This window comes from Halomonas sp. R57-5, from assembly GCF_900070345.1.
Taxonomy (GTDB): Bacteria; Pseudomonadota; Gammaproteobacteria; order Pseudomonadales; family Halomonadaceae; genus Vreelandella; species Vreelandella ventosae_B.
The window spans coordinates 1,930,658-1,945,702 of sequence record NZ_LN813019.1 but is presented as its reverse complement, the minus strand read 5'-3'; the positions used below and the strand labels follow the sequence as shown (position 1 = coordinate 1,945,702).

Annotated in this window: 8 protein-coding genes; 3 read left to right on the top strand and 5 right to left on the bottom strand. The window is 56.6% G+C overall.

Annotation, left to right across the window (positions count from 1 at the left end):
- Positions 1 to 140 precede the first annotated feature (140 nt).
- Both HALO_RS08870 and HALO_RS08865 read right to left on the bottom strand, forming a co-directional pair.
- Positions 141 to 2,711 carry an ABC transporter permease gene (locus HALO_RS08870; RefSeq protein ID WP_050713343.1) on the bottom strand — a complete coding sequence of 857 codons (2,571 nt, stop codon included), beginning with the start codon at positions 2,709 to 2,711 and terminating at the stop codon, positions 141 to 143.
- Positions 2,708 to 3,508, bottom strand: coding sequence for an ABC transporter ATP-binding protein (locus HALO_RS08865; RefSeq protein ID WP_035585641.1), 801 nt, complete (start codon positions 3,506 to 3,508; stop codon positions 2,708 to 2,710). Before HALO_RS08865 ends, HALO_RS08870 begins: the two co-directional genes overlap by 4 nt.
- Positions 3,509 to 3,584: 76 nt before the next feature.
- Here HALO_RS08865 and HALO_RS08860 point away from each other — a divergent pair, with 76 nt between their 5' ends.
- From HALO_RS08860 to HALO_RS08850, 3 genes are all read left to right on the top strand, one after another.
- Positions 3,585 to 4,295 carry an arylesterase gene (locus tag HALO_RS08860; protein ID WP_035584027.1) on the top strand — a complete coding sequence of 237 codons (711 nt, stop codon included), beginning with the start codon at positions 3,585 to 3,587 and terminating at the stop codon, positions 4,293 to 4,295.
- A 161-nt stretch (positions 4,296 to 4,456) separates the two neighbouring features.
- Complete coding sequence (locus tag HALO_RS08855) at positions 4,457 to 5,158, top strand: transglutaminase-like cysteine peptidase (RefSeq protein ID WP_035584029.1); 702 nt, start codon at positions 4,457 to 4,459, stop codon at positions 5,156 to 5,158.
- 14 nt (positions 5,159 to 5,172) lie between these two features.
- Positions 5,173 to 7,074 (top strand): bifunctional diguanylate cyclase/phosphodiesterase, encoded by a 1,902-nt coding sequence (locus HALO_RS08850; RefSeq protein ID WP_035584032.1) that lies wholly within the window; start codon positions 5,173 to 5,175, stop codon positions 7,072 to 7,074.
- A 39-nt stretch (positions 7,075 to 7,113) separates the two neighbouring features.
- On the opposite strand, the gene HALO_RS08845 is transcribed toward HALO_RS08850, so the two are convergent.
- The 3 genes from HALO_RS08845 to HALO_RS08835 all read right to left on the bottom strand — a co-directional run bounded on the left by HALO_RS08845 (position 7,114) and on the right by HALO_RS08835 (position 15,007).
- Positions 7,114 to 7,434, bottom strand: coding sequence for a hypothetical protein (locus HALO_RS08845; RefSeq protein ID WP_035584035.1), 321 nt, complete (start codon positions 7,432 to 7,434; stop codon positions 7,114 to 7,116).
- Positions 7,435 to 7,520: 86 nt separating this feature from the next.
- Entirely contained in the window at positions 7,521 to 12,608 is a 5,088-nt protein-coding gene (locus HALO_RS08840; protein WP_231896830.1) for an immunoglobulin-like domain-containing protein, read from the bottom strand.
- Positions 12,605 to 15,007, bottom strand: coding sequence for a retention module-containing protein (locus HALO_RS08835; RefSeq protein ID WP_050713342.1), 2,403 nt, complete (start codon positions 15,005 to 15,007; stop codon positions 12,605 to 12,607). Before HALO_RS08835 ends, HALO_RS08840 begins: the two co-directional genes overlap by 4 nt.
- Between the last annotated feature and the right edge of the window lie 38 nt (positions 15,008 to 15,045).

Sequence of the window (15,045 nt, the reverse complement as noted above, 5' to 3'; positions counted from 1 at the left end):
AACATTGTACTTAACATTGCATTGGTGCCGTTATGAAACCCCGTCGCGATACCCGCGCCCGTAATCTGGTCTTTTTTATTGCTGTTATCAGCGCCACTGTCGTCGGTTTTTGGCTTGCCAAATAAGCATTTGGTTGCTCACTAGGCCTCACCGAGCAGGCCTAGGCTGGCCGCCGGTGCCTGACGACGTAATCCCCGCGAAAGCGCATGACCAATGACACCGATCAACAGTGCCCCGCCAATGGGCAGGAATACCCATAGCCCTAGGTGCAAACGCGGAGTGAGATCCAGCAGGTAAACATACAGCACCGCCGACGTGAGCTCCGCAAGCACTGCGCCCATCAAACCGCTGGCAAAGCCCAACAACGCGTATTCAGCCCCCTGTACCCGTGAAATCATCCGGCTGCCTGCGCCAAATACGCGCAGCAGGCCACTTTCATGGGCGCGCACCGGGCGGCTTGCGGTCAGCGCGGCATACAGCACGCTAATCCCTGCCAGTAGCACCAAGGCGAGCACTAACTCCACTGCCCGGGTGACCTGGGCAAGCACATCCCGTACCTGTCCTAAAATCGCGTCCACGTTAAGCAGCGAGACACCGGGGAAGTCAGTGATCAGTTCGCGGATCAGCCCTTGCTCCGCCTCAGGTAGGTGAAAAGCGGTAATGTAGCTATGGCCAAACTGCTCAAGTACGCCCGGCGGGAAGATGACGAAGAAGTTAGGCTGAAAACTATCCCAATTCAGACTCCGCAGGCTGGTAATTTGGGTAGTAATCTCGTCGCTACCCACCGAGAACGTCATCTCGTCACCAATGCCCAACCCAAGCCTTTCAGCCAGCCCATCTTCCATCGAAATAGGCACTGGCGCCGATTGGGGCGTTGCGTCGACGGCGCTCATCCAGCCTTGACTCGCGTCTCCCTCAGTTTGCGCGGCAGAGAACCACTCGCCGGCCACCACTTCATTGCCTTCCGGCACGTCTGATTGCCAGGTAAGGTTGAGCTCTCGGCGTAACGAGTTGTCGCCCCGCGCATCCGGTGGAACAGCGTCTCTCGGCGGCTGATCATTAATCGCAATCACCCGGCCACGCACCATCGGGTAGAGCGTGCTTTGGGTTTCCACTCGCGGCGAGACCGCGGCTTCAAAGGGATCACGCTCAGAAGGCTGAATATTGATAGCAAAATAGTTGGGGGTATTTTCGGGCAGTTGATCCTGCCAGGTGCTTAGCAAATCGCCACGCACTAGCACGATCATCGCCATGGCAAAGAAAGTCACTGAGAAAGCCAGCAATTGACCCAGCCCCGCTTGACGCCTGCGTGCCAACTGGCGGCCACCTAGCCTCAGCGCCTGTGACCACTCACTACGCCCAGAGAACCGCTGCACAACGCGTAATAGGCCGCTAAGCAGCAGCGCGCTAATCATCCACAGCACACCAAGTAACAGAGCCCCACCGATCAACAACCCAATCGCCAGCGGCAGACTGCCCGAATAGAGCCACAGCAGCCCGCCAAACACGATACTCGCTACACCGACGACCAGCCAAGCCGAAGGCGGCAGTGGATCAAGCTCACGACGTAGCACTTTTAGAGCACTGACTTGCTTGATACGCAGCAGCGTTGGCCCGGCAAAGCCAACTAACACAGCAAGAGCAGTGAATACCCCTAATCCTAGTGGCATCAGCCCCGGTGGCGGGAGCGTCATGGGTAGAAAACTCACCAACAACCAGATCAGTACCGCTTGGCCCAGCAGCCCAAGTAGCGCCCCAATCACTGCTGCAACCAATGCTAAGCCGAGTAATTGAAGAGTAAAAATCGTCACTAATTGACGCTGGCTGGCACCAAAGCAGCGCAGCAGCGCAGCGGTATCCAGGTGGCGCTCCACATAGCGGCGGGTAGACATTGCCACGGCCACGCCCGCTAGCAGCACCGCCGCTAAACCAGCTAACCCCAGGTAGCTTTCCGCACGCTGCAGCGCATTGCCGAGCTGTGGGCGGTCAACGCGTACATCGCGCACCTCGACTCCGTCGCGGCGTAGCTCGGCAAGCAGCTCCTGCACTTGATCCAGCGCTGCAGGCGCCCCTGCGGCTAGTATTTCAAACTCAATCCGCGAGCCCTCTTGAACCAGGCCAGTGGCCTCGACATCCGCCGTGTTCATCATCAGGCGCGGATTAAAATTACCAAACCCACCGGACTGATCCGCTTCGCGCTCAATAATCCCGCTAACGGTCAGTTCGGTTTGCCCCACTTGCACCCGGTCGCCCAGCTCGATCTCGMCCAGCTCCATCAGTCGCGGGTCAGCCCATGCCTCTCCAGGCGGCGGGCCAGAGGCTATTTGCTCAGTGCCATCGCCAAAATCCACGTAGGAGACACCGTAGTGTGGGTAGACCTCATCCACGGCTTTTAAGCTGGCGGGCTGAAAACGGCCATCGCGGCTAATCATCGACACCAGATCTATCTGGTCGCTAAGGACAAAACCCGCGCTCTCCAGACGTTCGCGCAGCTCCTCGGAAAACGGATCACGCTGTTCCAGCACCAGGTCGCCACCCAGCATCTGCCCCGCCTGGCGCTCCAAGCCGCGCTCTAAACGGTCAAGAAAAAACGCGATCATGGTGGAGGCTGCCACGGCCAGAACCAAGGCAATAAACAGCGCACGCACATCGGCAGCGCGCAGATCTCGCTTAAGACTGCGCATCGCCAAACGCCAATTCACATCACTCATTGCGTACCCTCATCAATCGAAGCCGCTGTGGGTACGATGTTTTCAGGTACGGCCTCTAACTTGCCATGATCTAACCGCAGGCAGCGATCACAGCGACGCGCCAGGGCGTGGTCGTGGGTGACTAGAATAAGCGTGGTGCCCGCCTCACGGTTTAGGGTGAAGAGCAGATCAATGATTTGCGCCCCGGTGTCAGGGTCCAGATTGCCGGTTGGCTCATCGGCGAATACCAGTTCAGGGTCGGTAACAAAAGCACGGGCAACGGCTACCCGCTGCTGCTCGCCACCGGATAGCTGCTTGGGCAAGTGATTCACCCGCTCGCCCAGGCCTACTCGCACTAACCACTGAGCAGCCGTCTGCGTCTCCCCGGCGCGCGGCGACAGTTCAAGGGGTAGCATGACGTTCTCTAGTGCACTCAAGGTGGGCAGCAGTTGGAAGTTCTGAAACACAAACCCCACTCGCCCAGCCCGCAGCGCGGCGCGGCCATCCTCATCCAAACGGCTCAGCGCGTGGCCAAACAGCGTTAGCTCGCCATCGCTTGGCGTATCAAGACCGGCCAACATGCCTAGCAGCGTTGATTTGCCTGCGCCGCTTTTACCCAGGATGGCGACGCTCTCCCCCGCCGCTACGCTCAGCGACAGGTCGTGTAAGATGGTGAGCGAGCGTTCCCCGCTGGTGACTTTTTTAGACAGCTTATCCGCGTGTAGTACGGGGGGCCTAACAGCGCCGTGGGGAACATCGTTAACCGCTTGGCTGTCGGTAGTAGACTGGCGCTCGCCTTGGGGTGACTCGCTTGACACTGTTTTATCGATAGATGAATTCGCAGTTTGATCTAAGGAGTTGGAATTTGAAGAGCTGGAATTTGAGGAGTAAGACATGAAGCGTGGCATCCCTATGGCATGGCATGGACTGAACCGCATGGTAACCGGATGGCTGGTGCTGCTGATAGTCACCGTTGCCTCACCGTCTATCAACGCAGAGCCTGTCAATACAGACGCTGGCCCCACCCTATTGGTGATGGGCGATAGTTTAAGCGCCGCTTACGGTATAGAGCGTGATGAGGGCTGGGTGAGTTTGCTAGCAGCGCGTTTAGAAGGCGATGCGCACGTTATTAACGCCAGCATTAGCGGTGAAACCACATCCGGGGGGCTACAAAGGTTCTCTGAGATTATCGGACAACGGCAGCCGGATATTGTTCTCATTGAACTGGGCGGCAACGATGGCCTACGCGGCCTATCACCCAATCAGATGCAGGCGAATCTAGCCAGTATGATTGAGCAGAGCCAGGATGCAGGTGCTCAGGTACTGCTGTTGGGGATCGATATCCCGCCTAATTATGGCCAAGCGTATCGAGATGCTTTTACCGGCGTCTTTTACTCTCTGGCAGAGGAGTATGACGTATCATTAGTGCCCTTTTTACTTGAGGATATCGCCCTAAACGATGCACTAATGCAGAGTGATGGCATTCACCCTACCGCCGATGCGCAGCCGATTATCCTAGACAATGTGTGGCCAGAACTTGAACAACTGATTGAGCCGCTGGTTGAGCGACCGTTAGAAACAACGCAGCAGGCAGCAGTTCAATAAGCAACCAGGCTGTGTCTGAAAAGTCGGCGAGCGAAGGCCAGACAAGGCATAAATCGGCGAAAATGCAGCGCTTAGCGCCACCCTTTTGGCTGAGAGGTATAGCACTTCAACCCGCCAGCTTGTAATCTTAACCTCAATTTGGCGGTTACTAACGGCGACTCATGCCTGCATCTTCGCATCACACTCCTGCATTCTCGCGTCGGCAGTTCTTAGCTACTGTCGGCGCGCTGTGCTTAGGCGCAAGTCTTGGCATTCACCCAACGCCTGCAGCAGCATTTGACCCGCAACGCCTACGCCAAAGTATGCAACAACAGTATGGCCAGGCCGGTTTGTCAGTATTAGAGGAGTGGTTTGACCTACTTCAACAACTGCAGACCCAAGACGTTCAAGCCAAGCTTCGCGGGGTTAATGACTTCTTTAATCGCCGTATCCGGTGGATTGACGACATCCAGGTTTGGGGGCAAGAGGATTATTGGGCCACACCTCTGGAAGCGATGGGTAAAGGCCAAGGCGATTGCGAGGACTACTCCATTGCCAAGTATATTACCCTTAAGCAATTGGGCGTTACGAGCCAGTATCTACGTATGATTTATGTCCGCGCACGCATTGGACGTAGTCAAATTACCCAAGCCCATATGGTGCTGGGCTATTACTCAACCCCCGATGCAGAACCGTTGGTGCTAGACAATATTGTACCGTCCATCACCCCTGCCTCTCAGCGTACGGATCTCGACCCACTGTTTAGTTTTAACAGTGACGGGCTCTGGGCGGGTGGTTCTTCTGAATCCCGCGCAGATCCATTGGCTCGGCTATCACGCTGGCGCAGCGTCATCGAACGTATGCAAACCCAGGGTTTCATTTAAGAGGAACAGGCACGATGTCACTTATTAAACAACTTTGGCTTGCCATTATCGCCCTGCTACTGCTGTCGTTCATAGGCAGCCTTGCCATTAGCATTGCCACCAGCCGCGACTATATTGAGCAGGAAGTGCGCATTAAGAATGAAGACAATGCCACTGCGTTGGCGCTTTCCATGAGCCAGCTCGACAAAGACCTTGTCACTCTGGAACTGTTAATCGCCGCTCAGTTTGACACCGGCTACTACCGCCAAATCACCCTGCGCGATACAGAAGGAAGCGTACTCATCGAGCGCTCCTCTGAACAATATAGTGGCGATGTGCCTGCCTGGTTTCGTCAACTCGTTGAGTTTGAGGTGCCCAGCGGCACAGCGACAATTCAAGACGGTTGGCGCCAGTACGGCACCTTGGAGCTTGAGAGCCAGCACAGTTTTGCTTATACCTCTTTATGGCGCAGCATGCTCGAACTCGCCGCTTGGTTTGTACTCGCTGGGGTAATCAGCTTAGCGATTGCCACCGTGATCGTTCGTGGTATTAAGCACCCACTTTCCCGCGTCGTTACTCAGGCGCAAGATATCAGCGCGCGGCGTTTTACCACTATTAAAGAGCCGCGCACGCTGGAATTACGCCAAGTTACTCAAGCAATGAACGTGCTGTCTGCCAATGTGCATCAGATGCTAAGTCACGAAAGCCATAAGCTGGACGAGTTGCGCCGCCATTTGCAGCATGACCGTGTCACCGGTGCGCTTAATCGCGATGTATTTATGGGCAAACTCGCCTCTCAACTGAACAGTGAGGACGCTCGCTCAACAGGCATGCTGGTCATGGTTCGCGTTCAGGCCTTAGAAACGCTCAACGAACAGCTCGGCTACGCCGCCACCGACCAGCTATTAAGTACACTGGTTACCCAGTTAGGGCAGTTGGATACTGCATCGGCAGAGCCAATGATAGGACGCCTTAACGGTAGTGATTTTATCTTTATGCTGCCGCTTATGGATGATGTTGAGGAACTCAGAATCCAGGTAATGGCAGCATTGGCCGAGGTAACCGCCACACAGCCCGACATCGAGGTTTATCTACCAACAGCGATTGTACCTTATGCTGCGCACGATGAACGCGGCACACTGTTAGCTACTCTGGATGACGCCTTGGCGCAAGCCGAAAGCCTGACCTCCTTTGAACAGGTAGTCGTGCGACAGCGCAAGCGTATCTCACTCTATAGCAGCCATGCCGAATGGCGGAACGCACTGGAAGCTGCCATTCTGGTAGGCCCAGAGTTAGCGTACTTCCCAGTAGTAGACGCCCAAGGCGACATCATCCATTACGAATGTCCGGCCCGCTTACTGCTCGGCGGTGAGTGGCAAACTGCCGGCGTCTTTATCCCCTGGATAACCCGTTTTGAGATGGAACCAGCGCTCGACTTAGCCGTGGTGAAAAAAGCACTCACTAACCTAGAAGATGATCTCAAGCCGGTAGGCATTAACCTTTCCGCGGCGTCGATTACCAATACCCAGTTTGTTAACGAGCTGCGTACACTGCTAGTCGCACACCCGCTATTGGCCAAACAGCTCTGCTTTGAAGTGCCCGCCACGCTTAGCACCCACGCGATTGGCAGCTTACGAGGTCTGTGTACAGCCTTACGACCACTGGGATGTACCTTTGGCATCGAACACGTAGGCGCAGAGTTCACCAAACTGGCAGATTTGCACGATGTGGGGCTTGCTTACTTAAAAATGGATAGCAGTCTTATCCACCAACTGCATGCTTCAAATGAGCAGCAGACCATCGTGCGCGGCATGGCCACGCTCTGCCATTCACTGGGCATTCAGGTAATAGGGGAAGGTGTTGCAGACGATGAGGAGATCGCCTGTCTGTTCCGCGTGGGGGTTGATGGAGCCACCGGGCCAGGCGTGCAACTCTGACGCAAAACTCCGGCATATCGGTCCCAAGCGACGATGGCTTTATATAGTGTCGTCGTCGCTTAGTAAACCGACATCATTTTTTGACCGCAACGACTTACGCTCCATCACTTTGGCCTGCGCAGCTTCCGGCAGGTCAGTGAACGTGATGATTCCTTTGTCCAGCAACACCTCAAGAATATCTTCTACCACCCTGACAAACGCTAAGTCAGAGGCAATAAAGTGCGCTGAAGATCCCGGCTGATCGGCAAGGAAAGCCAGTACCTCAGGTGAATCGGAGGCGATCGTTTCACTGCACTCTGCCGTTGGCTCTTTGCTGAGCATCACGATCTCGCCGGATGTATTGCGGTTGATGTAGAGCATAGTCCCCCCTAAAGAAAGCTGTTCTCAATTAAGAAAGCCGCCCCTTTCAGAGCGGCTATCAAGCTAATCAATAGAACAATTATAGATTATTGGTCGATTTTCAGTTGACCATCCGTGATCAGTTTAGCGATCAAATCCTCTCCATTATTGACGCCAAAGTCACTAAAGGATTTGCCTTCAAGCGCTATCTTCTGATCAGCACCGCTCGGACTGCCTTGAGCGCTGATATTAAGGACGACGTTGCCAGACCCATCTTCCTCGGCAAAAATGTACTCGCTGCTATTCTCACCCTTTAAAAGATCAGAAAGGTCGAGCCTATCAGCATTTTCGTCCGTACCAAATTCTCCCTGGGTGAAGTCCATTACCTGATCCATGGCTGGCTGGTCTGTCGTACCCTGATCMCCAAATTCCCAGGCGAAAGTATCAGCACCTGCTCCTCCAAAGAGGAGGTCATCGCCTTCGCCCCCGACCAGCAGATCGTCCCCCCCCTGACCATAGAGAATGTCGTCTCCCTTGCCACCATATAACTCATCGTTTCCGCCGCGCGTATCGCCTGCGACGTTCAGCTCGGCGTTACCGGCCTTGATATAGTCATACAGCTGCTGCTCGGTAGGCTCTTCTCCACCGTTGCTGACTTTCAAGTACTCCTTCAGCGCAGCCATGCCCGAACCGTCTGGCAGTTCACGTCCAGCCCAATCCAGAGCGTCGGTATTGATGGCGTCACCGAAGAGGATGTCGTTGCCATCCCCGCCGTTGACAACGTCATCGCCCAGCTCATCAAGCTCGGTATTGGTGGAGCCACTTATAAGCACGTTATCAAGATCTTCAGCAGTGTCGATCAATGATGGCTGACCAACCTGACCACTGACCAAGTTAGGTGTAGTCAACTTAATATTATCAATATCCAGGTCAGAGTCACCTGAGAAGCTATTGTCTTCAACACTGAAAACTAGCCTGTAGGCACCCGCGGCAAGATCACTACTTTGGTTATCTGTCCATTCTGACGAAGTTGCCAACGCTTTAAAATCGCTTACATCTTCCCAACTTGAACCAGCTTGTTTCTGAAGTTTCCACCCAAATTCGTCTCCAGAACGTGAGTTAAAGGTTCGGTAATCAAACTCAATCAGACTTCCGTCAACAGATACCTCAAAGGCACTACTCACTACGAAAGTGGCACCAAGGCTAATGGAGTCCTGGATCGTCAAGAACTCACCATACGACTTGGTAACATTGCCTGAAGCGTCACTATTGCTTAGCTTAATCCATTTACTCAAATTATCGAGCTGATCATTGGATCCTTTAAAGTCCGCCAGTTTGAGCTCTGACGTACCAAATGAAACGCTACCTTGTCCCAGTGTCTCAGTGTTATCGAAGAATTTTAGATACTCTTCATTAACGTTATTACTTCCCAAGCCAATACCATGCACGGTACTTATATTCGACAGGGGTGTGAAGGCATCAAGAGCATTCTGTAAATTCCCCTGACTGGTCTGAGAGCCGCTACCATCACTGGTGGGGTTAGCCGACGCATCAAGATGATAGGTTGGATCGCCATCTGTCAGGAAGAAAGTCAGATTCTCATAGTCGTTCCCTTGACCATCGAACCACTGCTTGGCTTCTACAAAAGCGGCCTCATAGTTCGTACCGCCACTTGCATCCAGGCTTTGAATGGCTGACTTAATCGTGCTAAGTGCATCATCCGTATTCGTGATGTCACTCAGCGCCAATAAAGTTTCAGCATTGCTGTCGAAGCTGACAAGCTGGAAGTTGATGGTGCCATCGTGATTGACAAGCTGATCAGCGAGCTTATTAAGTGCATTCTTCAGCATGGTCAACTGATTGGCGATACTCCCTGAAGAGTCCACAATCAATGAGACATTATAGTTCTGACCAGGCGTGGTAACGATTTTATTGCCGCCCAAGTCACCCACTACAACGTCGTCGCCTTGACCACCCTGGATAGTGTTATCACCGTTATTCGCGGTTTCAAGATCGCCCTTGTACAGCGTCAGGCTAACAGGAACATCAACGTTCTCAAAGTTACCATTGACGCTAATAACCTCAGCAGTCAGGTCACTTTGGCCATCCGTTTCAACCGAGACACTGCCCTTACCGTTACGATCAAGATTGACCGTGTACTCCTGACCACCAATATTGACCGTGGCTGTCGGGAAAGTGTCAATGAAGTCGAACTGACTTTCATCAGGTGGATTAGACGTCTCGACTTCAAAGGTAACGTCAGAGGCACCGCCTAGACTGGTCGCATCACCGTTCATTACTTCTTTGTAGGCGATTGAGTGGATCAGGTAGTCGTCGTCATAGCCGACCGCCGTGAACTCGGCGCTTGTGAATGTGTCGCCGCTTCCCGGTTCAAAGGTATAGGCATTGTCAACGCGGTCAGAACCACCCTGCGCCCGCTCAGTCCTGGTTACATCACCATTGGCGTCATAGTAGGTAACCAAGGCTTCCGTTGATGTACCGCCACCCGAAACTATCGCTGAACCAACAGAGTTTCCGTCTTTGTCAAAGAACTCTACTTTTGCTCGTTCATTGTTGTTCCGCCAAGCGAACTGAACGTTGAAGTTTTTCACCTCGTTATTGAAGTTGACAACGATACTTTCACTGCCTGCATTGCCGAAACCAAGCTCACTGTTCGCTCCCCCGCCGGTAGTGCTCCCAACCACACCAAATCCATCATGATTGGTTCCCGTCACTTTGGAAACAGTCCCTTCACTACCATTAGGGTTGGAAGCCGTTACGGTAAAGCTATCGGTATTATCTACATTGCCAACGTTAATAACGGATGTTTTCGTCACAATCGCGCTAATGCTGACGTCGGTGGTATCGATAGTGTCGTTGACCTTAACCGTAGCAGTATCAGTGGTATCTAGGTCTTCGAAGTTGTTATCGCCTTGATCGACGACAGTGACCACGTAGCTTTCAGGATCAATGTAGACATCGTCACCCTGGATATCGAACGGTGTCGAGGTGCCCTCGGTAGCGCCTTCAGCAAACGTGATAGTGGCCCCATTACTTAGCGTAACAGTGAAGTCTTGACCCGCCGCGTTGCTAAGTGTGGCGGAGATAGTAGCGGTTCCTGTTCCCTCTTTTACAGTGACATCACTTAGGCTTAGCGTTGTAACGTCGCTGTCGTCGACCGTGGTCACCGTGGCGGTGCTGGTCGTGTCGAGGGCTTCGTAGTTGCCACCGTCGGTGTCGGTGATGCTGAGGGTCTGGCCCTCGTCGCCTTGCTGGAAGACGTCGTCTTCACGGCTGGCGAACGTCACGCTGCCTTCGGTGGCGTTGGCGGCAATGACGATCTGCTCACCGTTGGACAGCGTGATCGTGAGGTCCGTGGCCGGGGCGTTGTTCACGCGGGCGGTGACGGTGATGTCGTTGCCTTCGGTGACGGTGTCCGGGGCGTCCAGGGTGATGGTGGTGACGTCGCTGTCGTCGACCGTGGTCACCGTGGCGGTGCTGGTCGTGTCGAGGGCTTCGTAGTTGCCACCGTCGGTGTCGGTGATGCTGAGGGTCTGGCCCTCGTCGCCTTGCTGGAAGACGTCGTCTTCACGGCTGGCGAACGTCACGCTGCCTTCGGTGGCGTTGGCGGCAATGACGATCTGCTCACCGTTGGACAGCGTGATCGTGAGGTCCGTGGCCGGGGCGTTGTTCACGCGGGCGGTGACGGTGATGTCGTTGCCTTCGGTGACGGTGTCCGGGGCGTCCAGGGTGATGGTGGTGACGTCGCTGTCGTCGACCGTGGTCACCGTGGCGGTGCTGGTCGTGTCGAGGGCTTCGTAGTTGCCACCGTCGGTGTCGGTGATGCTGAGGGTCTGGCCCTCGTCGCCTTGCTGGAAGACGTCGTCTKCACGGCTGGCGAACGTCACGCTGCCTTCGGTGGCGTTGGCGGCAATGACGATCTGCTCACCGTTGGACAGCGTGATCGTGAGGTCCGTGGCCGGGGCGTTGTTCACGCGGGCGGTGACGGTGATGTCGTTGCCTTCGGTGACGGTGTCCGGGGCGTCCAGGGTGATGGTGGTGACGTCGCTGTCGTCGACCGTGGTCACCGTGGCGGTGCTGGTCGTGTCGAGGGCTTCGTAGTTGCCACCGTCGGTGTCGGTGATGCTGAGGGTCTGGCCCTCGTCGCCTTGCTGGAAGACGTCGTCTTCACGGCTGGCGAACGTCACGCTGCCTTCGGTGGCGTTGGCGGCAATGACGATCTGCTCACCGTTGGACAGCGTGATCGTGAGGTCCGTGGCCGGGGCGTTGTTCACGCGGGCGGTGACGGTGATGTCGTTGCCTTCGGTGACGGTGTCCGGGGCGTCCAGGGTGATGGTGGTGACGTCGCTGTCGTCGACCGTGGTCACCGTGGCGGTGCTGGTCGTGTCGAGGGCTTCGTAGTTGCCACCGTCGGTGTCGGTGATGCTGAGGGTCTGGCCCTCGTCGCCTTGCTGGAAGACGTCGTCTGCCCGGCTGGCGAACGTCACGCTGCCTTCGGTGGCGTTGGCGGCAATGACGATCTGCTCACCGTTGGACAGCGTGATCGTGAGGTCCGTGGCCGGGGCGTTGTTCACACGGGCGGTGACGGTGATGTCGTTGCCTTCGGTGACGGTGTCCGGGGCGTCCAGGGTGATGGTGGTGACGTCGCTGTCGTCGACCGTGGTCACCGTGGCGGTGCTGGTCGTGTCGAGGGCTTCGTAGTTGCCACCGTCGGTGTCGGTGATGCTGAGGGTCTGGCCCTCGTCGCCTTGCTGGAAGACGTCGTCTTCMCGGCTGGCGAACGTCACGCTGCCTTCGGTGGCGTTGGCGGCAATGACGATCTGCTCACCGTTGGACAGCGTGATCGTGAGGTCCGTGGCCGGGGCGTTGTTCACGCGGGCGGTGACGGTGATGTCGTTGCCTTCGGTGACGGTGTCCGGGGCGTCCAGGGTGATGGTGGTGACGTCGCTGTCGTCGACCGTGGTCACCGTGGCGGTGCTGGTCGTGTCGAGGGCTTCGTAGTTGCCACCGTCGGTGTCGGTGATGCTGAGGGTCTGGCCCTCGTCGCCTTGCTGGAAGACGTCGTCTGCCCGGCTGGCGAACGTCACGCTGCCTTCGGTGGCGTTGGCGGCAATGACGATCTGCTCACCGTTGGACAGCGTGATCGTGAGGTCCGTGGCCGGGGCGTTGTTCACGCGGGCGGTGACGGTGATGTCGTTGCCTTCGGTGACGGTGTCCGGGCGTCCAGGGTGATGGTGGTGACGTCGCTGTCGTCGACCGTGGTCACCGTGGCGGTGCTGGTCGTGTCGAGGGCTTCGTAGTTGCCACCGTCGGTGTCGGTGATGCTGAGGGTCTGGCCCTCGTCGCCTTGCTGGAAGACGTCGTCTTCACGGCTGGCGAACGTCACGCTGCCTTCGGTGGCGTTGGCGGCAATGACGATCTGCTCACCGTTGGACAGCGTGATCGTGAGGTCCGTGGCCGGGGCGTTGTTCACGCGGGCGGTGACGGTGATGTCGTTGCCTTCGGTGACGGTGTCCGGGGCGTCCAGGGTGATGGTGGTGACGTCGCTGTCGTCGACCGTGGTCACCGTGGCGGTGCTGGTCGTGTCGAGGGCTTCGTAGTTGCCACCGTCGGTGTCGGTGRTGCTGAGGGTCTGGCCCTCGTCGCCTTGCTGGAAGACGTCGTCTTCACGGCTGGCGAACGTCACGCTGCCTTCGGTGGCGTTGGCGGCAATGACGATCTGCTCACCGTTGGACAGCGTGATCGTGAGGTCCGTGGCCGGGGCGTTGTTCACGCGGGCGGTGACGGTGATGTCGTTGCCTTCGGTGACGGTGTCCGGGGCGTCCAGGGTGATGGTGGTGACGTCGCTGTCGTCGACCGTGGTCACCGTGGCGGTGCTGGTCGTGTCGAGGGCTTCGTAGTTGCCACCGTCGGTGTCGGTGATGCTGAGGGTCTGGCCCTCGTCGCCTTGCTGGAAGACGTCGTCTKCCCGGCTGGCGAACGTCACGCTGCCTTCGGTGGCGTTGGCGGCAATGACGATCTGCTCACCGTTGGACAGCGTGATCGTGAGGTCCGTGGCCGGGGCGTTGTTCACGCGGGCGGTGACGGTGATGTCGTTGCCTTCGGTGACGGTGTCCGGGGCGTCCAGGGTGATGGTGGTGACGTCGCTGTCGTCGACCGTGGTCACCGTGGCGGTGCTGGTCGTGTCGAGGGCTTCGTAGTTGCCACCGTCGGTGTCGGTGATGCTGAGGGTCTGGCCCTCGTCGCCTTGCTGGAAGACGTCGTCTGCCCGGCTGGCGAACGTCACGCYGCCTTCGGTGGCGTTGGCGGCAATGACGATCTGCTCACCGTTGGACAGCGTGATCGTGAGGTCCGTGGCCGGGGCGTTGTTCACGCGGGCGGTGACGGTGATGTCGTTGCCTTCGGTGACGGTGTCCGGGGCGTCCAGGGTGATGGTGGTGACGTCGCTGTCGTCGACCGTGGTCACCGTGGCGGTGCTGGTCGTGTCGAGGGCTTCGTAGTTGCCACCGTCGGTGTCGGTGATGCTGAGGGTCTGGCCCTCGTCGCCTTGCTGGAAGACGTCGTCTTCACGGCTGGCGAACGTCACGCTGCCTTCGGTGGCGTTGGCGGCAATGACGATCTGCTCACCGTTGGACAGCGTGATCGTGAGGTCCGTGGCCGGGGCGTTGTTCACGCGGGCGGTGACGGTGATGTCGTTGCCTTCGGTGACGGTGTCCGGGGCGTCCAGGGTGATGGTGGTGACGTCGCTGTCGTCGACCGTGGTCACTGTGGCGGTGCTGGTCGTGTCGAGGGCTTCGTAGTTGCCACCGTCGGTGTCGGTGATGCTGAGGGKCTGGCCCTCGTCGCCTTGCTGGAAGACGTCGTCTKCMCGGCTGGCGAACGTCACGCTGCCAGTTGTTTCACCAACGGCAATAGTGATCTGTTGCCCATTATTCAGCGTAATAACCAACGGGCTGGCCTGAGGAGCGTTGCTAACACTGGCCGAAACAGTGATCGGCTCGCCTTCAATGACCTGCTGAGGAACACTTAGGGTAATAACATCGGTCTCTCCATTACCTGGAGTCGGCTCTGGCTCTGGGAGGTCATCAGCAACGGCCGCAGCAACTTCACCGCCATCAAATTCAAAAAATTCAGCACCTTCTAGGCCGCCTTCGGTGCTGAAACTAAGAGTATCCGTCTCTTCAGCAATACGGGCAACGCGTACAAAGTCACTACCGCCACCACCGCCACCGGCACCACCGCCGGCTGCAGTCGCGTCAAGAAGGTCGAGCAGATCACCCTCGTCGTCTAGGGCGGCAAGTAATGTGTCAAGATCGTCGTCTTGCACACTGGCATCTTCAGTAGCAACAATCTGGTCGCTGTTTAACTCAGGAGTGACGGCAACTTCCTGACCACCTTCTACGACATTGGCGCCCGACCCATCAGCAAAATCAAGCTCTACGCGACCATCGTTGGAGGTAATTAGCGTTTCGCCTTCTTGAAGCGTATCGCCAATGCGCAGCTCACGTAGATTACCCGCTTCGTCACGAGCCCATGCTTGCCCTGTAATCGCGATTACTGTTGCCATTGCCATGTGTCACTCCTGGATCATTGCTCGATCATTGTTTGGCG